Source organism: Bacillus sp. ILBB4 (genome assembly GCF_035064545.1).
Lineage (GTDB): Bacteria > Bacillota > Bacilli > Bacillales > Bacillaceae_H > Priestia.
In genome coordinates, this window is sequence record NZ_JAIQVD010000003.1 from 274314 (window position 1) to 294356 (window position 20043).

A 20043-nucleotide genomic window follows, 5' to 3' on the forward strand; every position below is an offset into this window, starting at 1 on the left:
GAAAATGGAAGGTTTTTAAAAAGCCTTCTTTTTTTACATATATTTCTTGAAGTAGAGGAGAGACATAGTATGATAGAGGGTCACTCTATTTATTTACGCCCGTTAACTGTCAGCGATGCGCATGACAGCCTTCGGTTACAAAAGGACAATCGCGGCTTTTTTGAACAGTTTTCTATGATTCGAGAGCATTCTTTTTATACGTTGGAAAGCCAAGTAGAAAAAATTCAGCGTCATGAAGAGAATAGGAAAAACGATGAAGAATACTATTTTGGTCTTTTTCAAAAAGAGAATAATAAGTTGATTGGCACCATTAGTCTTTTTCAAGTGCTGCGCGGATCTTTACAAAGCGCGTTTATCGGCTATTTTCTAGATCAGCATCATAATGGAAAAGTGTACGCAACAGAAGCTGTAAAAGTACTTGTTGGCTATGCGTTTGAAGAGCTGCATCTTCACCGCATTGAAGCCGGCGTCATGCCACGTAATTTGCCTTCTCAGCGCGTACTCGAAAAAGCAGGGTTTCATAGGGAAGGAATTGCTAGAAAAAATGTAAATATTAATGGCATATGGGAAGACCATCAAGTCTTGGCTATCCTTAACCCTAATGATGAAATAGAAGAAATAAACGAGTTCTTAAAATTTTGATATACGTTTTTACATTTAAAATTTATAATGAGAATAAGAGAATAGAGCAGTCTATATTTAAATAGTAGGTGACTAAGGTAATGGAAGAGAGGAACATCAATGAAAAAGCCGTTTGGGACGTATTGCAGATGGCTAGCGAAGTAGTCGGAAGCAGGACACTATTTGTAGGGATTTTCGACGAACAATTTTCAGTTATGAAAGCCTTTAATAAAGAAGGGGGTAGCCTTGTAGAGGATGGACTGACGCTACCGTTAGAGCTTGCGGTATGCAACTTAGTCACGTGTGATGAACCCCTTGTTATTCCCAATACAATACGCGATGTTAGAACGTCTAATTTAGCCATCATTGATGGTGCTCGGGTAGGTTCTTATTTAGGAACACCTATCGTGCTAGAAGACGGGAGAATGTTTGGTACCTTATGCGCGGTCGATCCGGATCCTTATCAGTTTAGCGAAAGTGAAATTCAAGGGTTAAACCGGCTGGCTGGTATTTTGTCTCATATTATTTATAAAAATCAAGCGGCTGTTTTGCCGAAAATTGAAGAGAAAATTCTGCAGCTTGATAAACTGGCGCTCGTAGGGCAGCTAGCAGCAGGGTTAGCGCATGAGATTCGAAACCCGATGCAGTCGGTGCGCGGCTTTATCCAATTTCTATTTAATGAAAATGAACAGGCAGAGCCTTTTCAAAAAATTGTTCTTGATGAACTGGATCGTATGAATGAACTCATTAACAACTTCTTGCTTGTTACGCAGCCAACAGCGCCTAAAAAAGAAATCGTATCGATTGTAGAAGTTATTCATGATACCGTTGCTTTCTTGAAAAGTGAAGCTGCGCTGTATAATGTCGAAATGAACGTAAGAATAGAAGGAGCCATTCCGCTTGTATCAATCGATCCTGCTCAAATGAGACAAGTGTTTATGAATCTATTGAAAAATGCCATTGAAGCAATGGAGAAAAAGAAACGCGGCGAAGTAAATCTTATTATCAAAGAATGGGAAGGTTGGGCTCTTATTGACATTCAAGATACCGGCTCTGGCATTCCGCTATCCATTATTAATAAAGTAGGAAATCCATTTTTCTCAACAAAAGATGGAACAGGCATGGGGTTAGGGCTTTCTATTTGTAAAACGATCATCAACGAGCATAACGGTAAGCTTGCGATTGAAAGTGATGAGAATGGGACGGTAGTGACGGTGAAGCTGCCTTTGACGCTTTAAGATAAAACAAAAAAGAAAGGAGAGCAAGCACTCATCCTTTCTTTTTTGCTGACCTTTTTAATATGCTGAACTGTCTTCAATCCAATATTCATAGTCTTCCGCATCTTTTTTATTTAACTTTTTGCCGTTGATGTAAATTTTGTCCCATTCGTAAATTTGTTTATCGAAATAAACGTTAAACACAATGCGTACATGCTCTTTTTCTGTATAATCGTAGCCGGTAAATTGCACAACATGATGACGGCCTTCTTTTTTAATATAGGTCCATTTTGGATGATCGTTGTACGTTTCAAGCGTAATTGCTTCGTCGCCGTAGCGAACTACATCTTTAATATTCGTTTTTGTTGGTAAAAATGATAATCCCGCTCCGACTCCAAAAGTAATTACAAGCGCCAAGATGCTTAAACCAATAGCAATTCCGATGTGAGTGCCGCCTTTTATTTGCAGATAAGCTTCTTTCCGCTGCTCCGGCTGAGCTTCGGCTCGAGCTAACACGTTTTTAACATGCTTATAATACCAGCGGTTTGCACATAGCCCTGTAATAAGTGAAGCGCCGCCGAACACAATTGCATCGGACCACTCTGGTATGTCTACAAAGCACAAAAGGGAAAACCAAATTACTTCAATAAGCGATAAAATAAAAAAGTGCTTATACATTTTTCGGTATGCAAACCAAGCGCTTGTCAGAAAAAAGGCTGCCCAGTTCCACGTGTTGTTTTTAGCTGGATTGGCTGTTTTTCCCCATTTTAAATCATAATACGACGTATTCGTTCGAACTACTTTATGCTCTTCTTCAAAAGAAACGAGTTCATTTACTGCTTGTTCTTCCATTTAAAACACCTTTCGTTGGTTATAATCTATCATCTAAAATGACTCTATTATTATACATTATTTCTAGTATTTTTCTATTCTTCCTTAAATTATTTTTAAAGTAAGAATATTTGTGCTATGGGTTTTTCAACAAGAAGTTTCATAAAAAAAGAATAATATGGTAGATTTGAAGAAAAAGGAGCTGCTTGAGCATGAATCATTTAAAGAAAGCCCTGCACCAATCGTGGTCAATTCATTCAAGCACGAAGTGGACGGCTGATAATCCTTCTAAGGGACAGTGCGGCGTAACGGCCCTTGTCGTTCAAGATCTAAAAGGAGGATATATTTTAAAAACTCCGTGTAAAGAAGGCTGGCATTTCTATAATCAGCTTGATGAACAGCGCTGTGATTTTACACAAGAACAATTTCGCGAGCCTCTCCATTATGCAGACATTTTATCCAGTCGGGAAGAAGCGTTTATGGATACGAATAAGGAGCAATATGAGGCTTTAAAGAAAAACGTAATGACCTATTTTATACATGAAAATTTGCTTTAGAAAGGAACACATAAATGAAAAGTATTCAGTATTCCATTGTTGATGTATTTGCACAGAGAAAATATACGGGAAATCAGCTCGCAGTTTTTAAAGACGCAGGAAACCTTTCAGACAAAGAGATGCAGCAAATAGCTAAAGAAATTAATTTCTCTGAAACGACGTTTATTACGTCTTCTTCTGCAAAAGGGGAATATAACGTGCGAATTTTTACGCCTAATGAAGAAGTGCCATTTGCAGGACATCCGACGCTCGGAACCGCTTATGTTATCCGAGAAGAACTAGAAGAAAAAGATACAGAGGAGCTTATTCTTCATTATAAAGCAGGTCCTACGCCCGTTACATACGATGAACCAAAAGATGTGCTGTGGATGACACAAGGTCAGCCGACGTTTGGGAAAGTGCTTGATAAAAAGCGAGTGGCGGACGTGTTAAACCTTGATAAAGCTTATATCGACACGCGTTTTCCTGTTCAAGAAGTATCCACCGGTCTGCCGGTTATCCTTGTCCCGTTAACATCATTAGAAGCAGCTAAAGAGATAAACGTGGACAAAGAAAAATATTTCAAACTGATAGAAGACACGGAAGCAAAAGCAATTATGGTATTTTCACCGGAAACCTATCACCAAGATCATCACTTAAACGTACGAGATTTTGCCGACTACTACGGTGTTCCAGAAGATGCGGCAACCGGCAGCGCCAACGGCTGTTTGGCAGCATATTTAGTTAAATGCGGCTATTTTAATCAACCAGCTATTGATATACGTATAGAACAAGGATACGAAATAGGAAGACCTTCACTGCTGTATGTAAAAGCTAGTTATGACGGAGAGAAATTTCACATTCAAGTAGGCGGAAAAGTAGAGATGATTGCGCGCGGTGAATGGATTTTGTAACAAGCTGTTCATCTGCTGTTCACAATAAGTTCTTATCCTAATAAAAACGCAATAGGACCACGGAGTTTGGTTACACTAGTAAACAGATAGATACTGAAAGAATAAATAATGGCGGCCAAAAGGCCGCCATTTTAAATGGTTGATAAAAGGAGTGGCAGAAGAAATGATTCACATTTTACTGGCGGATGACGATGAGCATATGCTGCAATTAGTTCGTCACTATTTGCAGCTTGAAGGCTATGTGGTGCATGAAGCAGAAGACGGTGAGGAAGCTTCGGGTCTGCTTGCTAAGCAGCACATTCATTTAGCGGTTGTCGATATTATGATGCCTCATAAAGACGGGTATGAAGTTTGCGAAGAAATACGCAGCTATTATGATTTTCCCATTATTTTATTAACGGCAAAAGATCAGCTGGAAGACAAAGAAAAAGGCTTTTTAGCAGGAACAGATGACTATGTGACAAAACCGTTTGAACCAAAAGAATTGATTTTCCGAATCAAAGCCCTGCTTCGCCGGTACGAAGTGGTAAATGAAAAAATGATCGTGCTGAACAACACCTCTATCGACCGAAAAAGCTATGAAGTGCACTGCAGCGGGCGACTGTTAATTCTTCCAATGAAAGAATTTGAATTATTAGCTCAGCTTGCGAGCTATCCAGGAAGAATTTTCACAAGAGAAGAATTAATTCATCTGATATGGGGAGCGGATTTTAACGGAGATAACCGCACAATCGATGTACACGTAAAAAGGCTGCGCGAAAGGTTTGAACATACCGATGATTTTGTCATTACGACGGTTCGAGGAGTCGGCTACAAGCTTGAGGTGAAGGCAAAATGAAGACGCTCTATTTGCGGATTGTCCTGACGACCATCGCTGTAATGGTATTTAGCAGTCTCCTAGCGTTTATTTTAGCAAACGTTTATTATCAGTACAGCTTAAAACCTTATAACGATCAAAAGCTTACGCGTATGGCAAAAGACATTGCGAGCTTTTACGAAAGCAATAGGGGCGTGGATCAACAAGCTTATTTACAGCATATCAGTAAATTAGGCTATCAAATATATGTGGTGGACATCAGCGGACATGAGACGTTTTACGGACGGGAATTTAGAAATCAGCGCTTAGAAAAGAGTGCTGTCAAACAAGTACTGGACGGAAAAATGTATCACGGAATTGCAAACTTTCCTTCACAGGTGTTTGTGACGGGATTTTTTGATAATGAGTTAGCCAATACCATCGGCGTGCCGTTAAAAGGAGAAAGTAATAAGCAGCAAGCGCTGTTTATCCGCCCTGATATTCAGCTGCAGTTCGGGGAAATGCGCATTTTTTTCTCGGTTATTTTACTGGTGATGATTATATTAAGTATTTTATTTGTACTTATTAGTACGCGTTATTTAGTAAAACCAATTGTCAAGCTAACGGAAGCGACAAAACAAGTGGCAAAAGGAAAATACAACGTCGAGCTGTACGTAAAGCGCCGAGACGAAATCGGCGCGCTTGCTTCACACTTTTCTGAGATGGCGAAAAGTTTAGAGCAGCTTGAAGAGATGCGCCAAGAATTTGTATCCAACGTGTCGCATGAAATTCAGTCTCCGCTGGCGTCCATTCAAGGGTTTTCGAAAACGCTCCGTTCTGCACATCTTTCTGATGAACAAAGAAATGAGTATCTGTCTATTATTGAAGAAGAAAGCCGGCGCATGTCGTCGCTCAGCAAACAACTGCTTACGCTTGCTTCACTTGATAAAGAAAGTCAGAATATCGACAAAATCCCGTTTGATGTTGCAGCTCAAATCAAGCAAGTGCTGTTTATGACAGAGTGGAGCTGGCGTGAAAAAGAGTTAGCTATTGAAATGGATCTTCCTTCAACGATGATTTCAGGCGATCAAAAACTGCTTCATCAAGTGTGGACAAACTTGATTACAAACAGCGTAAAGTTTACGGAAGAAGGAGGAACGCTGTCTCTTCGCGTGCAGATGGAAGACACGCATTGCCACCTTGAATTTCAAGATACGGGAATCGGCATGTCAAAAGAAAGCCTCCCGCATATTTTTAATCGTTTTTATAAAGAAGATAAAGCAAGAAGCCGGACGGAAGGAAGCAGCGGTCTTGGTTTAGCGATTGTGAAGCAAATTGTCGAAATGCACGGAGGTTCCATTCACGTTGAAAGTGAAAAAGGAAAAGGCAGCACCTTTCACGTTTATCTTCCGAAAATGTAATGAGCCGTTCATCTTCCATTCATTTTTTATTTTTATACTTTAAATAGAATTAAAAAAGGAGATGAAAGAAAGATGTTTTTGGCTTTACGTGAATTGAAACATGCGAAGCTGCGCTACTTACTCATTGGCGTGATTATGGTGTTAATTGTATGGCTTGTGCTTTTTGTATCAGGCTTAGCAAAGGGGCTTTCCTCTGACAATGCTTCAGCTGTTCAAGAAATGAAAGGAAATTACGTTGTGCTTCAAAAAGAAGCGGATCAGCGCCTGACGCGCTCTGTTTTATCCGCAAACAAAACAGAAGATATTCAACAACTAAGCGGCAAGAAAAATGCTGAGCCGCTTGGTGTGATGATGACAGCCGTTATAAATGAAGGAAAACAGAAAAAAATAGACGCCTCGTTTTTTGCCATAAGCACAAGCGGCTTTTTAGCTCCGAACGTAATAGAAGGGAAGATGATTACGGACGATGCGAAACATGAAGCCGTGGCGGACTCTTCGCTAAAAGAAGAAGGAGTAAAGCTAGGTGATACGATAAAAGATACGGCTTCAAGAAAAAGCTTTACAATTGTTGGTTTTACAAAAAATCAGTCGTTTAGTCACGCGCCTGTTATTCATATTAATCTTACAGAGTGGAAGACAATTGAAAGCACAGGTGCCTTTAATGCAGTGGTGTTAAACATGAACGATAAAAAAGCGCATGCTCTTCAAAAAAAGGGGTCTAACATTGACGTGATTAGTAAAGATGAAGCGTTAAAGGGTATTCCTGGCTATCAAGAAGAACAAGGCTCGCTTTTAATGATGATCGCGTTTCTGTTTATCATTGGAGCTTTTGTATTAGCCGTTTTTTTCTACGTGATGACGCTTCAAAAAATGAATCAGTTTGGGGTGTTAAAAGCGATAGGAGCAAAAACAAGTTACTTAGCGCGGACGATTTTATCTCAAGTGGTTGTGTTAACTTTATGTAGTCTCGCTATTAGTATTGGACTGACATACGGAGTAGCTGCCATTTTGCCCGATTCGATGCCATTTTACTTGGATTTATCGCTAATCGCAGGCTGTTCAGCGCTGTTTGTAGCTGTTTCTGTACTGAGTTCATTATTGTCGCTGTATCGCGTAGCAAAAGTAGATGCGGTTGAAGCGATTGGGAGGGCTGTTTAATGAGTGAAGAAAAATTAGTTTTAGAGAATGTTAGCAAGTCGTTTGGAGAAGGAGAAAACGCTGTAGTCGTGTTAAATGACCTATCGCTGCGTGTAAAAGCCGGAGAGCTTGTGGCGATTGTCGGTCCTTCAGGTTCTGGGAAAAGTACCTTTTTATCTATTGCAGGGGCGCTACTTTCACCGTCTAGCGGACGTGTAATTATTGATGGAGACGAGATTAATAAAATGTCTCCCGGGCAAATGAACAGCATCCGCTTGAAGAAAATCGGCTTTATCTTTCAATCAGCTAATTTAATTCCGTATTTAACGGTTCGTGATCAGCTTCTTCTTGTAACGGAACTAGAAGGAAATCGAAATAAAGAAGCGAAAAAAAGAGCGGATGATTTGCTTGAAAAACTAGGCCTTGCTCATCGAAAACATCACTACCCTGAAAGTCTATCCGGCGGAGAGCGTCAGCGGGTAGCGATTGCAAGAGCGTGGATGAATAACCCTGAAATTATCTTTGCAGACGAGCCTACGGCAAGCTTGGATTCAGAGCGAGGAAGAGCAGCCATGCAAATGCTCGCAGATGAAGTGAAGCTAAGGGGCAAGTCAGCTGTAATGGTTACCCATGACCAAAGAATGCTGGATTTATGCGATCGCGTTGTGTGGATGGAAGATGGGAAATTAGTAGAATCAAATAGCGTGCAAGTCTAAAAAAGTGCTGCTCTTGTCAAGAGCAGCACTTTTTTTATGGTATAAAATTAAGCGATGGAGGCGTACTTTCTTGTTCTTCGTTAAATAAGTTAATCTCTCCTGCCGTTTCTAAACCTTAGCCTGCCGTTTTTAATGACGTTCCAGCAATTTCATTTTTCTGTCCCTGAAGCATCACTTCATCACTTGGCTCTCCTAGCTGCTGAAAAATTCCGGTCGTATGAATAATTTGACCAATCGTTTGAAGCACAATTCCCGATACGACTTGTTTGTCTCCAGGAGTTGGTCGTTCATTAAGAGAAAAGAGATTTGCAGCTCCAATCAGCTCCATAATTTGACCGATTGTTTTCAAAGAATTTCCTGCAGCAATTAGCTCTTCAAAACTTACTTTGCTTTCTTCATTATAGGTATATTTGTCATCTCGATTTGTCGCCTCCATACGTTCACTCCTTTGTTAGTAAATAGGTTAGTTATTCATATTCCACTTCTGTAAAAAGCGTGTAGCGAAAATAAAACAACGCTATTTAGGAAGGAATAAAATAAGAAACAGGAAATGAAAGAGCCATGAAGAAATAATAAAAAGGTGATGAAATGATGAGAACATGGAAAACAGCCGCGTTTGGACTTCTCATGGCAAGCTTTACAGGATGTTCAAGCAGTGGAGTTCTTGAAGAACCTCCGCCAAAAGCGTATCTCGAAGCAAGCAACCATCTTTATGAAACAAAAGTTGGCACTTACTGCTGGAAAAACACGTGTGTGGATACAGCAGGACCTTCAGAATTATTAAAAACCGAAAAGCCTATTAAAGTAAAAGCAAATGAATCGCTATCGCTTGTTATCAAGCATAAGCGGCAGCCCAACGAAAAGCATATGGCACAAATACAAAACAACCATGAAGTGGAAATACCACTGAAGAAAAATAAGCTGAAAGCACCTTCTAAAGCGGGCACTTACTACTACTCATATTCAGTATGGTGGATGGATGAAAGTCAACAAAATGTATCTAATGGAGATGCATCGTACGCGTTTGTATTGGAAGTGAAATAAGGAGAGAGCCTATGCAAACCCCTATTATTCTCATTGGACCTATATGCGCGGGAAAAACGACGGTGGGTGAAAAAGTAGCAAAAAAACTAAAGATTCCTCAGTGCTCAATGGATGAAGTGCGATTTCCCTACTATCACGAGATAGGATTCAGCAAAAAAACACAGCAACATATTCGAGAGAAACAAGGATTTCAAGGCATGTACGCCTATTGGAAGCCGTTTGAAGCTTATGCCGTTAAAAGAATACTAGAAGATTACAAGCACGCGGTAATTGATTTTGGCGCCGGCCACTCGGTTTATGAAGACATAAAGCTGTTTCAACAAGTGGAAAAGACCTTAAAACCTTACCAGTCTCTGTTTTTACTGCTTCCGAGTACTGACAAAGAAGAGTCCATACAAATATTGCATCAAAGATTGCTTCAAATAACCGATGACAACGATGTTTTTGAACTTAACAAACATTTTGTAACCCACCCATCCAATCAAAAGTTGGCAAAGCAAACGATCTATACAAAGGAAAAGTCCGCAGATACCGTAGCGGAAGAAATTATTTTATCCATATAAAAGGAGTGAAAGCAATGATTAAAAAAGTCGGTCAAATTATGGTATATGTAAACGATCAAGATCAAGCGGTAAAGTTTTGGACAGAAAAGATGGGATTTCATGTTATGTCTGAACAAAATAATGAACAAGGTATGAGGTGGATTGAGCTGGCACCGGTAGAGAGTGCCGAAACAACCATTATCCTTCATAATAAACAGCTAATAGCAAAAATGCAGCCAGAATTAAACGTTGGGACTCCTTCACTGATGTTTTTTACAGAGAATGTGGATGAATTATACAGAGACTTAACAGCTAAAGGCGTAACGGTGGGAGAAATCGTATCTATGCCTTCAGGAAAAGTCTTTAACTTTTCAGACAGTGAAGATAATTATTTTGCAGTTATGGAAAACGGGAGTAATAAATAGAGCAAAAATAAAAAACACCGGGAGCATAATATTGTCTCGGTGTTTTACGGGCAAAGCAGGATAAGTTACTTTTCATTTTCATCTGCTGATTGGCAGTAGCAATAATATTCTTTATAAATTTACTCCTTTTCTTCATTATTCAACGCTATGATTGTACAAATGTGTATTAAAATCCGCTTTAAGTTTCTAGAATTTAATAAGCCATTTCATAAATCAAGGAGTAATGCCTCCCATGATAAAACTAATAGGAAAAAAAGTGTTGCTAAGAGAAGCGACACAAGAAGATGCTAATACGCTCTATTACTGGAAATATGAAGAGAAAAAACAAGAAGCGAAAAAATGGAATGCTCCGTACATACCAGATCGAAAGCTGACGAAAGAAAAGTATATGAATTCATGGGAAGAAGAGTATGAGATTTATCCATCAGTTCCCCGAATGCTTGCGGTTATTATTGATGAAACAGCTGTGGGAACAGTGAACTGTTACTGGGTGGACAAATATACAGACTGGCTGGAAACTGGAATTGTCATTTACGATTCAGACTATTGGAGCGGAGGATATGGATCAGAAGCTTATGGAATGTGGATCGACTTTTTATTTGAGTTTACACCTTTGCATAGACTCGGCATGTCTACGTGGTCAGGCAATATCAGAATGATCAAAACAGCCGCAAAAATAGGTATGAAAGAAGAAGCAAGAATCAGAGAAGCACGTATCGTAAACGGTGAATATTTTGATAGTGTCAAAATGGGAATTCTGCGAAGAGAATGGAACAACCGGATGAAGCAGAAGCTCTAATACCCTGTGTTCTATGCTTTCCTTGCATAGAATGCCAATCTCGCTGTTTTTCTATAAGTGTTTGCTTTTTGATCCATAATTGAATTAGGCAGTTTAGTTTGATATATCCTAATACGGGAAATAGAGGGAAAATGAGGACGTGTGAGATTTTTATATAATTTAAAACTTCTTCCTTCATGAACGGAAGAAGTTTTTCTTATGTGAAATCATGTCATATGTCAAATCTAGCATGTATAAGATAGAAAAGAGGCAATATAGCCGTCCTCTCTCATACTACAAAAAAGTTATAGCCAAGCTGTGCGTATCTTTATGAAAGAATGCACTTATGGCAGAGAGAATGATAGTTGCGATGGAGGTAACTAAATGAACGTTGATGGAGAAAATAAAGTTCCTCATTTTTATTCACTGCGGTCTGTTTCGCAAAAATTATTTGAGGTTATTACCAAACAGCTGAATGTCAGTACAACGTACGTAACTAGAAGAGGAGAAACAGCGATGACGGTCTTCAGCTCAAATAACGAGAAGGAAGAGATTATTCCTGAAGGATACAGCGTTGAATACGGAGGTACATACTGCCGCTTAATTATTATGAATGACGGAGACGTTATGCATACGGCAAATCTGATGAAGGATGCCGTTACAAAACGGCTAGAAGTAACGGATCAATTGCAGGTAAAAGGTTTTTTAGGTGTCACATTAAAAGATTTAAAAGGAAATGTATTTGGAACACTCTGTGTAATGGACAAGGAAGAAAAAGAATTTTCAGGAGAAGACATTGATTTTTTACAATCAATGGCAGGTATCTTATCCCACATGATCGATCTGGATGAAACACGATATCAGATGGGATTTTTAAGCGTCCCAATTATTCCAATTACAGAAGGTGTTTCGATTCTTTCTCTTCAAGGTATTATTGATAAAGAGCGGGCGGATCAGATTATGACAGATGTGCTTCACGATGCAGCTCATAATGAAATAGATTACTTTATCATTGATTTATCGAAGCTGCTTTTGAGAGAAAAAGAGTTTCCGAATTTCTTCTTTAAAATGATTACAGCACTTCAGCTCATGGGTGCACAAGCAGTTATAACAGGTGTAACGCCAACATTTGCGAAAGAGCAAATTAAAAATCATGATTTGAGAAACTTACAGTTAAAAGTCGTGAAAAATATTCAACAAGCTCTTCAATGTGTAGGGTATAACTTAATCAAAACATGAACCAAGCCTTGGCTCTATCAGCCAGGGCTTATTTTTTGTATGTATATAATTCAATGCGAAATGAAAAAAACAAGCTGGTATGCTCAGAAGCTGTGAAAGCATCAAATGCAGCATAAAGTGAATATAGATAAAGAATATAACTTCATTGAAGCCTTGCGTGATGATCATTACGCATCTTTTGATAGCCGTGGGAGAGGCCTGCGTATGGCTAACGATCTTTTTTGTTGTATGCAAGGGGGGAAAATACATACGAGCAAACTTCAAAGAATCTACAGAAATAAACGTGAATACGAAAAAGGAGAGAACGCTCCAGCTGACGTTAAACGTAGTTGGAATCCTTATGTTTATGGGGGTTTTGATAAGGTGGTGGACCGTACCATTTTCTGTCAGCAGGGACCTTCAAATTTATTGTAATCAAGGTTTTTAAATGACATTGAACGAGTGTAAAGAGTTTCTTGCGTTCGTTTTATGCGCAGCAAGCGTGTATTTTAGTTTAGTAAACGTCTACTTTTTAGGCAAAACAGGTAGAAGACTAGTCTATACCGTTCTTGTTTTATTTGCTGTTTTTAGCCTCTATATGATGCTTACGCTTCTTGCTGTAGCCACGCATTAAAGGTGTGCGTGCAGCTCAAAAGAAAGAGCTCAAACTTCCTTTCTCCTTTAAAGTGTTTTACAATTTTTCTATGTAAAAAACAGATAGGTCTTCAAACATCTTCATTAGTTGAGCTTTCATATCACTTCCACCTTTTGATATTTTTCCCCGGCATATATGCAAACATTATGTATGCTTTTACTTTCATACAATTCTATCAAATCCATTAAAGCAGTTTTATTTTCTAAATTCAACTAAAAAGTATTTTCATTATTTTTCCATAAGCTAACCGAGATAAGCTGCTATAAGGTTTAAAGAAAAAATGAAAAAATGAAATGATTTTTTACGAGTTTTATATCTTGACGAAAAAATATTTCAGGAATAAGATAGGTTACATAAAGTAACGAGTGAAAAAAAAGTTACTTTTTAAAGATTATATTTTTCCTAACAGGAGGAAGAGATATGGAAGCGATGACTTTTGTTTTATTCGGTTCAACAGGTGACTTAGCGAAACGTAAAATTTATCCTGCACTCTATAATTTATTTGTAGACGGGAAAATTCCTAAATCAATTTCTGTTGTGGGACTAGGCAGAAGGGAGATGTCAGACGCTGACTTTCAGGAAAAAGTAGAAGAGTCCATTCATACTTTTTCACGTCGCGTCGAAAAAGATTCATCTCTTATGCAGCATTTTCTTTCAGCTTTTCGCTACAGCCAATTGGATGCAACGAATACTGAAGATTATAAAAATTTGTTAAATCTAGTAGAAGCACGCGAAGCAGAACTAAACATTCCAAGCAACCGAATGTTTTATCTCTCCGTTGCACCAGAATTTTTCGGTACAATTGCCGAGCATATTAAAGACAGTGGCTTAGGTGCTACAAAAGGTTGGAAACGGTTAATTATTGAAAAACCGTTTGGCCATGATCTACAGTCAGCTCGACAATTAAACGAAAACTTAAGCAAAGCGTTTAAAGAAGAAGAGATTTACCGCATTGACCACTATCTTGGCAAGTCGATGGTGCAAAATTTAGAAGCGCTGGAATTTGCTAATCCTATTCTTCAATCATTATGGAATAACGAACATATTGCGAATATACAAATTACAGCAAGTGAAACGGTCGGCGTAGAGGAAAGAGCAAGCTATTATGACCATTCAGGAGCCATTCGAGATATGGTTCAAAATCATATGCTGCAAATGCTGATGATGACGGCCATGCACTTACCAGCTCGCATTAGCGCTGATGATATTCGAAACGAAAAAATAAATGTGTTAAAAGCACTTCGTCCGCTTGTAAAAGAAGATATGGATCTAGACGTTGTTCGCGGTCAATATGAGGCCGGAAAAATAAACGGGTCTTCAGTGGAGAGCTACGTAAATGAGCCCGGCGTATCACCATCTTCGCAGACGGACACGTTTTTAGCAGCCAGACTATATATCGATAATTCGCTTTGGAAAGGCGTTCCTTTCTACATTCGTACAGGGAAAAGAATGGCTGAAAAAGCGACGCGAATTGTTATTGAATTCAAAGACTCGTTAAAAGAGTTGTACTTAGACAAAGGAGAAACAACATCTCCAAATCTGTTAATGATTGAAATTAACCCGCATGAAAATATTACGCTGCAGTTGAACAGTAAAAACCCATTTAATCATGGTCATATTGAGCCTGTACAAATTAATTTTTCAGGTCAACAAGAAGGAGCACCGGAAGCATATGAGCGTCTTATTGCAGATGCATGTGCGGGAGATTCTACATTTTTTGCTCATTGGAAAGAAGTAGAGCTAGCTTGGGAATGGGTTCAGCCGCTTCTTGAAGCATTTGAGGAAAATACAGTGCCGCTTTATAAATATGCAGCTGGTTCACACGGCCCTGATGCATCAAATGCACTTTTAGAAAAAGACGGTTTTAAATGGTGGCTGGATGAAGAAGCAGCGAGCCAATCACGCGAAGTGCAGCCAGTTTAATACAAACAAAGCGAAAGAAGGATGACACATGAGTACCAACATAGACACACTTGCAGTTAATACGATTCGCACCCTGTCAATCGATGCGGTGAACGCAGCCAATTCAGGCCACCCCGGGCTTCCGATGGGAGCGGCTCCGATGACCTATGCGCTATGGGCGAATCACTTACAGCATAATCCGGCAAATTCAAGCTGGTTTAACCGAGATCGTTTTATCTTGTCAGCCGGGCACGGTTCAAGCTTGCTGTATAGCATGCTTCATCTAAGCGGATACAATGTATCAATAAAAGATTTAAAAAGCTTCCGCAAACTAAACAGTAAAACACCGGGACATCCTGAATTTGGCCATACGGACGGCGTAGAAGCCACAACAGGTCCTTTAGGTCAAGGAATTGCAAATGCAGTGGGAATGGCAATGGCAGAAGCCCATTTAGCGGCGAAATTTAACCAGTCAAAATTCCCTGTCATTGATCACTATACGTATACGTTAGTAGGCGATGGTGACTTGATGGAAGGCATCTCTTATGAAGCGATGTCCATGGCTGGCCATATGAAGCTTGGCAAACTTATCGCTTTATATGACTCCAACGATATTTCGTTAGACGGGGAATTAAATCTTTCGTTTAGTGAAAATATCCAAAAAAGAGCGGAATCTGCAAACTGGCAGTATTTACGTGTAGAAGATGGAAATGATGTAGATGAAGTCACAAAAGCAATCGAAAAAGCGAAGCAGAACAAAGAACAGCCAACGCTCATTGAAGTGAGAACAATTATTGGATACGGAAGTCCAAAAGTAGCGGGAACAAATAAAGCACACGGCAATCCGCTTGGAGAAGAAGAAGCAAAAGCAACAAAACAAGCCTATGGCTGGGAAACGGAAGAAAACTTCTATGTTCCAGAAGAAGTAAAAGCCCATTTTGAAATGCTAGAAGAAAAAGGGATGAAAGCAGAAGCAGAGTGGAACGAGCTGTTTGCTTCTTACCAAAAAGAACACCCCATGCTCGCTGATGAATTAGAACGTGCCATCACAGGCGAAGCGTTAATTGAAGTGAATGATATTTTAACATTCTCATCAGAAAAAGCGATTTCGACTCGTGTTGCAAGCGGAGAAGCTATTAATTATTTCACTAAATCTGTGCCATCTATTTTTGGAGGCAGCGCTGATTTATCGCATTCCACGATGACGGACATTAAAGAAGAAGGCCCTTACGCACCTGGATATTTCGGTAACCGAAATATTTATTTTGGAGTACGCGAACATGCAATGGGAGCGGCCGGTAATGGAATGGCCCTTCACGGCGGTGTGAAGCCGTTTGTCAGCACATTTTTTGTTTTTAATGATTACTTGCGTCCAGCGATTCGTTTAGCTGCACTGCAAAAGCTGCCGGTCACATATGTGTTTACTCATGATTCTATAGCAGTAGGAGAAGATGGACCAACTCATGAGCCCGTTGAACATTTAGCTTCTCTTCGTGCAATTCCAGGGCTTACCGTAATCCGTCCGTCTGATGCGAATGAAACAGCAAGCGCTTGGGCTTATGCGCTTCAGCAAGTGGAAGGTCCTGTAGCCTTAGTGCTTAGCCGTCAAAACTTGCCTGTATTTGAAGAAACAAAACGAAATATCAACGACCTAGCTAAAGGAGCTTACGTACTAACCGAAACAAACGATAAACCGGAGCTGATTTTCATCGCTACAGGTTCTGAAGTAGCACTAGCGGTCAGTGCTAAAGCTCAGCTAGAACGTGAAGGTACATCCGTACGGGTTGTGGCAATGCCTAGCTGGGAGCTGTTTAACAAGCAGTCAAAAGAGTATCAAGAGCGCGTCTTGCCTGAATCTATTTCAAAACGAATCTCTCTAGAAATGGGAATTTCACTTGGCTGGGAACGTTTTGTAGGACCAAAAGGAAAAGTGTTAGCCATTGACACATTTGGTGCTTCAGGAACGGGAGCTGATGTGATGAAGCTGTTTGGATTTACAGAAGAAAACGTAGTGGCACAAGCAAAAGAATTGCTAAAGGCTTAAATAAGAAGATGAAAAGATAAATAGAAGGAGCTGTTCACATGAAAGTAGGATTAGTTGGTTTAGGGAAAATGGGGATTAACTTAGGACAAAACTTATTGGATCAGCGTCATGACGTTGTAGCATTTGACGTAAATTCAAACGCAGTGGAACAAATGAAAGGGTACGGTGCTTCAGGAGTATCAAGCTTACAGGAGCTTGTTCAGTCACTAGAAACACCAAGAGTTGTATGGCTGATGGTTCCTCATACGGTTGTTGATTCTGTTATTAGTGAAGTGAAGCCTCTTTTAGCTGAAGGAGATATCGTAATTGAAGCCGGAAACTCTCATTACAAAGAGTCTATTCGACGCTATAACGAGTTAAAAGAAAATAAAATCCGCTTTATGGACGTTGGAACATCTGGCGGAATGGAAGGCGCTCGTAACGGAGCTTGTTATATGATTGGCGGAGATCGTGAAGCGTGGGAAATTGTTGAACCTATCTTCCGCGATACAGCAGTAGAAAACGGATATTTATATGCTGGAGAAGCAGGGAGCGGCCACTTTTTAAAAATGGTTCATAACGGCATTGAATACGGCATGATGGCTGCAATCGGAGAAGGATTTGAAGTTCTTGAAAAAAGCCAATTCGACTATGATTACGAAAAAGTGGCGAGAGTATGGAACAATGGATCTGTTATTCGTTCATGGCTAATGGAATTAACAGAAAATGCATTCTCTAAAGATGCTAAGCTAGATGACATCAAAGGAGTTATGAACTCTTCTGGTGAAGGGAAATGGACGGTAGAAACCGCTCTAGACCTTCAAACAGCTACGCCGGTTATTGCGATGTCTTTACTGATGCGCTATCGCTCGCTTGAAGATGATACCTTTACAGGAAAGGTAGTTTCCGCACTTCGAAACGAGTTTGGCGGTCATGCTGTGGAAAAGAAATAACAAGTGAAATAGTGGGTATAGTAAAAAAAACTAATGGAGGAATGAAAAAATGAAATTTTTTATTGATACTGCAAACCTTGACGATATTAAAAAAGCATACAAAGTGGGCGTTTTATCTGGCGTCACAACAAACCCTTCTCTTGTTGCAAAAGAAGGCGTAAAGTTTGAAGATCGTATTGAAGAAATTTTAAAAACTGTTCCAGAAGTAGAATCCGTTTCAGCAGAAGTGACGCCGGATGCAGAAACAGCAGAAGACATGATTACGCAAGCAGAAGAACTCATTAAAATTAACGGCGGGGACCAAAATATTACGATTAAGCTTCCAATGACAATCGCTGGATTAGAAGCGACTCGCTACCTTGCTAAAAAAGGTGTAAAAACAAACGTAACGCTTATTTTCACTGTGAACCAAGCGCTTTTAGCAGCTCGTGCAGGTGCAACATATGTATCTCCGTTCCTTGGTCGCCTTGATGATATTTCAGAAGACGGCGTACAGCTTGTGGCTAAAATTGCCGAGCTGTTCCGCATTCAAAATATCGACTCTCAAATCATTGCGGCTTCTGTAAGACATCCGGATCACGTTACACGCGTAGCTCTTGCCGGAGCCCATATTGCAACTATTCCATATTCAGTAATCGAGCAGCTTGTTAAACATCCTTTAACAGAACAAGGAATTGAAAAATTTGCGGCTGATTGGAAAAACGCTGTTCAAAACTAAGTAAAAGATAACGAACGTGCGCATTCTAGAGAAGGAATGCACGCGTTCTTTCATAATATCCCTAAAGAGGTAAACATCATGAATACAGTAGACGCTAAGATTATTAAAACCCAATACGGTTCAGAGGTTTATGTAGATGACGTAGAGCATATTAACTTTAAAAGCCTTCATGCGCCGAAAGTTAATATGCCGCTCTATCGCATTGAATTTGAAATTGGCTACTTTTTATTAAAAGAACACAGATATTACGAGTACGAAAAAAACTATTTTTGGCTTGCAGTAAGCGAAGATTTTAGTAAGCTAATTATTCAAGAACCTGATATGGAGAGCTTATTTGGAGCTAAAAGCGAAGACGAAAGAAAGGCGACAAAAGAGCTTTTAAGTCAGTGGCTCATTCATACAGAGGCTTATAAAAAGCAATTGAATCAGCATATTAATGACTGCAAGAAAAGTAATAAAACAAATGAGGGCATAACGGCTGTTTTAGAAAAGTTGCTGCATATTTCAGCAGCAGACATTGAACAAGCCCCGATTGAGAAATTAGCTGCCTCACGGTCAGTTTAACTTAAAAAAGTAGGTAGGCATTCATAGCTGCACTAGAAAAAGATGCTTCGTTTAAAACGCGAAGCATCTTTTTTTCATTCTTTATAAAGAGAGGGTTTATCTTTAGGAAAGGCTCTTTTCGCATAGAGTATTTCCTGATAAGAGGTGATAAGATACTCTTTCAGGAGGCGGTTTCTCAATGATTAAAGACATCTATGCCACGCTTTCGGACTTCACTAAAGACGAGCAAATTCAACTATTTAACTCTTTAAAATTCCTATGTTGAAACGACTGTATTATTTATTCCGCTAAAGCTCCCGTTACTTGAATAACTTATACCAGTATAAAGTAGTTTCAATAGTAGGGTTATATGACTGTTTTAGTGTGTCAACTCCACCTAGTATGAATCCTTGTTTTATATAAAATCTGCATGCACCAAAATTATCATCTTGTGCTTCCAAGGACATTCCTATAAGTTTTCTTTGTTTTGCCCACTCTTCTGCTTTATTTAAGAACAACTTTCCGACTCCACTGCCTCTATCATCTTTTTTAGTAGCAATGTTTTCAATATAACAAAAGTGATTCCAATCCTTAATTATTCTAATCTGGCCTATGCAAGTATTATTCATATAAGCTAAAAACAAAGCTTTATCCTCTCGGTTTATATATTGGCTCCAATCAAGTTTGTCATCTGGAAAACGTGTTTCTCTAGTTTCATCAAAAAGAACTTCTTTATAAGACCATCTTCCTGATTGTAAACTGGGGACAACTCTGCCATATAGCTTAAAATAATCATTTGTCATATTGATATCCTCTATTAAGTCATTATTTAATGGAGAAATAATGAGTTTACTTTCACTGCCCAATATTACACACTTCTTTTTATGATGTTTTGAAAATATTTTATTTAAGGATAAGTAAACCCTATCTTATTCAACATTTCTGCCCGTTAGCTGAATAAGCCTTTCTTTATACAATACTATAAAAAGGAAATTTCCCCTTGTTATAATTAAAAGCAGCAATCTTTACAAAAAGTGCCTTAGGAAAATAAAG

Annotated in this window: 23 protein-coding genes; 20 read left to right on the forward strand and 3 right to left on the reverse strand. The window is 39.3% G+C overall.

The genetic code is table 11. The features are described 5' to 3' along the window. Positions 1-69 precede the first annotated feature (69 nt). Both LAV82_RS13410 and LAV82_RS13415 read left to right on the forward strand, forming a co-directional pair. Positions 70-642: a GNAT family N-acetyltransferase gene (locus LAV82_RS13410; protein ID WP_499716258.1), complete on the forward strand. Its 573-nt coding sequence runs from the start codon at positions 70-72 to the stop codon at positions 640-642. An 80-nt stretch (positions 643-722) separates the two neighbouring features. After that, on the forward strand, positions 723-1859 hold the full coding sequence (locus LAV82_RS13415) for a GAF domain-containing sensor histidine kinase (RefSeq protein WP_029322963.1): 1137 nt from the start codon (positions 723-725) through the stop codon (positions 1857-1859). A gap of 57 nt (positions 1860-1916) precedes the next feature. Here the strand turns inward: LAV82_RS13415 and LAV82_RS13420 are convergent, their stop codons facing one another. Continuing rightward, positions 1917-2690: a DUF2628 domain-containing protein gene (locus LAV82_RS13420; RefSeq protein WP_499716259.1), complete on the reverse strand. Its 774-nt coding sequence runs from the start codon at positions 2688-2690 to the stop codon at positions 1917-1919. Positions 2691-2881: 191 nt separating this feature from the next. Between LAV82_RS13420 and LAV82_RS13425 the strand changes: the two genes are divergently transcribed. The 6 genes from LAV82_RS13425 to LAV82_RS13450 all read left to right on the forward strand — a co-directional run bounded on the left by LAV82_RS13425 (position 2882) and on the right by LAV82_RS13450 (position 8189). Further along, complete coding sequence (locus LAV82_RS13425) at positions 2882-3226, forward strand: YunG family protein (RefSeq protein WP_013057972.1); 345 nt, start codon at positions 2882-2884, stop codon at positions 3224-3226. Positions 3227-3240: 14 nt separating this feature from the next. Next, on the forward strand, positions 3241-4119 hold the full coding sequence (locus LAV82_RS13430; protein ID WP_029322955.1) for a PhzF family phenazine biosynthesis protein: 879 nt from the start codon (positions 3241-3243) through the stop codon (positions 4117-4119). A 163-nt stretch (positions 4120-4282) separates the two neighbouring features. Next, a complete protein-coding gene (locus LAV82_RS13435) occupies positions 4283-4957 on the forward strand; it encodes a response regulator transcription factor (RefSeq protein ID WP_279772946.1) in 675 nt (224 codons plus the stop codon). Continuing rightward, positions 4954-6336 carry a sensor histidine kinase gene (locus LAV82_RS13440; protein WP_211077795.1) on the forward strand — a complete coding sequence of 461 codons (1383 nt, stop codon included), beginning with the start codon at positions 4954-4956 and terminating at the stop codon, positions 6334-6336. Before LAV82_RS13435 ends, LAV82_RS13440 begins: the two co-directional genes overlap by 4 nt. Before the next feature lie 72 nt (positions 6337-6408). Beyond that, complete coding sequence (locus tag LAV82_RS13445; RefSeq protein ID WP_211077796.1) at positions 6409-7494, forward strand: ABC transporter permease; 1086 nt, start codon at positions 6409-6411, stop codon at positions 7492-7494. After that, positions 7494-8189 (forward strand): ABC transporter ATP-binding protein, encoded by a 696-nt coding sequence (locus LAV82_RS13450; RefSeq protein WP_499716262.1) that lies wholly within the window; start codon positions 7494-7496, stop codon positions 8187-8189. The genes LAV82_RS13445 and LAV82_RS13450 overlap by 1 nt, the downstream gene beginning before the upstream one ends. Before the next feature lie 115 nt (positions 8190-8304). On the opposite strand, the gene LAV82_RS13455 is transcribed toward LAV82_RS13450, so the two are convergent. Next, complete coding sequence (locus tag LAV82_RS13455) at positions 8305-8625, reverse strand: hypothetical protein (RefSeq protein ID WP_211077797.1); 321 nt, start codon at positions 8623-8625, stop codon at positions 8305-8307. 155 nt (positions 8626-8780) lie between these two features. On the opposite strand from LAV82_RS13455, the gene LAV82_RS13460 reads away from it, so the two are divergent. The 12 genes from LAV82_RS13460 to LAV82_RS13515 all read left to right on the forward strand — a co-directional run bounded on the left by LAV82_RS13460 (position 8781) and on the right by LAV82_RS13515 (position 19011). Further along, positions 8781-9233 (forward strand): hypothetical protein, encoded by a 453-nt coding sequence (locus tag LAV82_RS13460; RefSeq protein WP_499716263.1) that lies wholly within the window; start codon positions 8781-8783, stop codon positions 9231-9233. Positions 9234-9244: 11 nt separating this feature from the next. After that, positions 9245-9796: a shikimate kinase gene (locus tag LAV82_RS13465; RefSeq protein WP_057273562.1), complete on the forward strand. Its 552-nt coding sequence runs from the start codon at positions 9245-9247 to the stop codon at positions 9794-9796. A 14-nt stretch (positions 9797-9810) separates the two neighbouring features. Beyond that, positions 9811-10200 (forward strand): VOC family protein, encoded by a 390-nt coding sequence (locus LAV82_RS13470; RefSeq protein ID WP_098288102.1) that lies wholly within the window; start codon positions 9811-9813, stop codon positions 10198-10200. A 232-nt stretch (positions 10201-10432) separates the two neighbouring features. Then, entirely contained in the window at positions 10433-10999 is a 567-nt protein-coding gene (locus LAV82_RS13475) for a GNAT family N-acetyltransferase (protein ID WP_499716264.1), read from the forward strand. A 363-nt stretch (positions 11000-11362) separates the two neighbouring features. After that, positions 11363-12217: a GAF domain-containing protein gene (locus LAV82_RS13480; protein ID WP_499716265.1), complete on the forward strand. Its 855-nt coding sequence runs from the start codon at positions 11363-11365 to the stop codon at positions 12215-12217. Between the two features lie 105 nt (positions 12218-12322). Then, entirely contained in the window at positions 12323-12631 is a 309-nt protein-coding gene (locus tag LAV82_RS13485) for a hypothetical protein (protein WP_240524276.1), read from the forward strand. A gap of 19 nt (positions 12632-12650) precedes the next feature. Next, positions 12651-12830, forward strand: a complete 180-nt coding sequence (locus tag LAV82_RS13490; protein ID WP_240524275.1) for a hypothetical protein — start codon at positions 12651-12653, stop codon at positions 12828-12830. Positions 12831-13271: 441 nt separating this feature from the next. Further along, a complete protein-coding gene (gene zwf, locus LAV82_RS13495) occupies positions 13272-14774 on the forward strand; it encodes a glucose-6-phosphate dehydrogenase (protein WP_013057959.1) in 1503 nt (500 codons plus the stop codon). 28 nt (positions 14775-14802) lie between these two features. Further along, positions 14803-16797: a transketolase gene (gene tkt, locus LAV82_RS13500; protein ID WP_064471864.1), complete on the forward strand. Its 1995-nt coding sequence runs from the start codon at positions 14803-14805 to the stop codon at positions 16795-16797. A 38-nt stretch (positions 16798-16835) separates the two neighbouring features. Continuing rightward, positions 16836-17729, forward strand: a complete 894-nt coding sequence (gnd, locus tag LAV82_RS13505; protein WP_013057957.1) for a phosphogluconate dehydrogenase (NAD(+)-dependent, decarboxylating) — start codon at positions 16836-16838, stop codon at positions 17727-17729. A 49-nt stretch (positions 17730-17778) separates the two neighbouring features. Next, positions 17779-18447 (forward strand): fructose-6-phosphate aldolase, encoded by a 669-nt coding sequence (gene fsa / locus LAV82_RS13510; RefSeq protein ID WP_211077802.1) that lies wholly within the window; start codon positions 17779-17781, stop codon positions 18445-18447. Between the two features lie 78 nt (positions 18448-18525). Then, a complete protein-coding gene (locus LAV82_RS13515) occupies positions 18526-19011 on the forward strand; it encodes a hypothetical protein (protein ID WP_053487488.1) in 486 nt (161 codons plus the stop codon). 299 nt (positions 19012-19310) lie between these two features. Here LAV82_RS13515 and LAV82_RS13520 read toward each other — a convergent pair whose 3' ends face one another. Next, a complete protein-coding gene (locus LAV82_RS13520; RefSeq protein WP_499716266.1) occupies positions 19311-19856 on the reverse strand; it encodes a GNAT family N-acetyltransferase in 546 nt (181 codons plus the stop codon). Between the last annotated feature and the right edge of the window lie 187 nt (positions 19857-20043).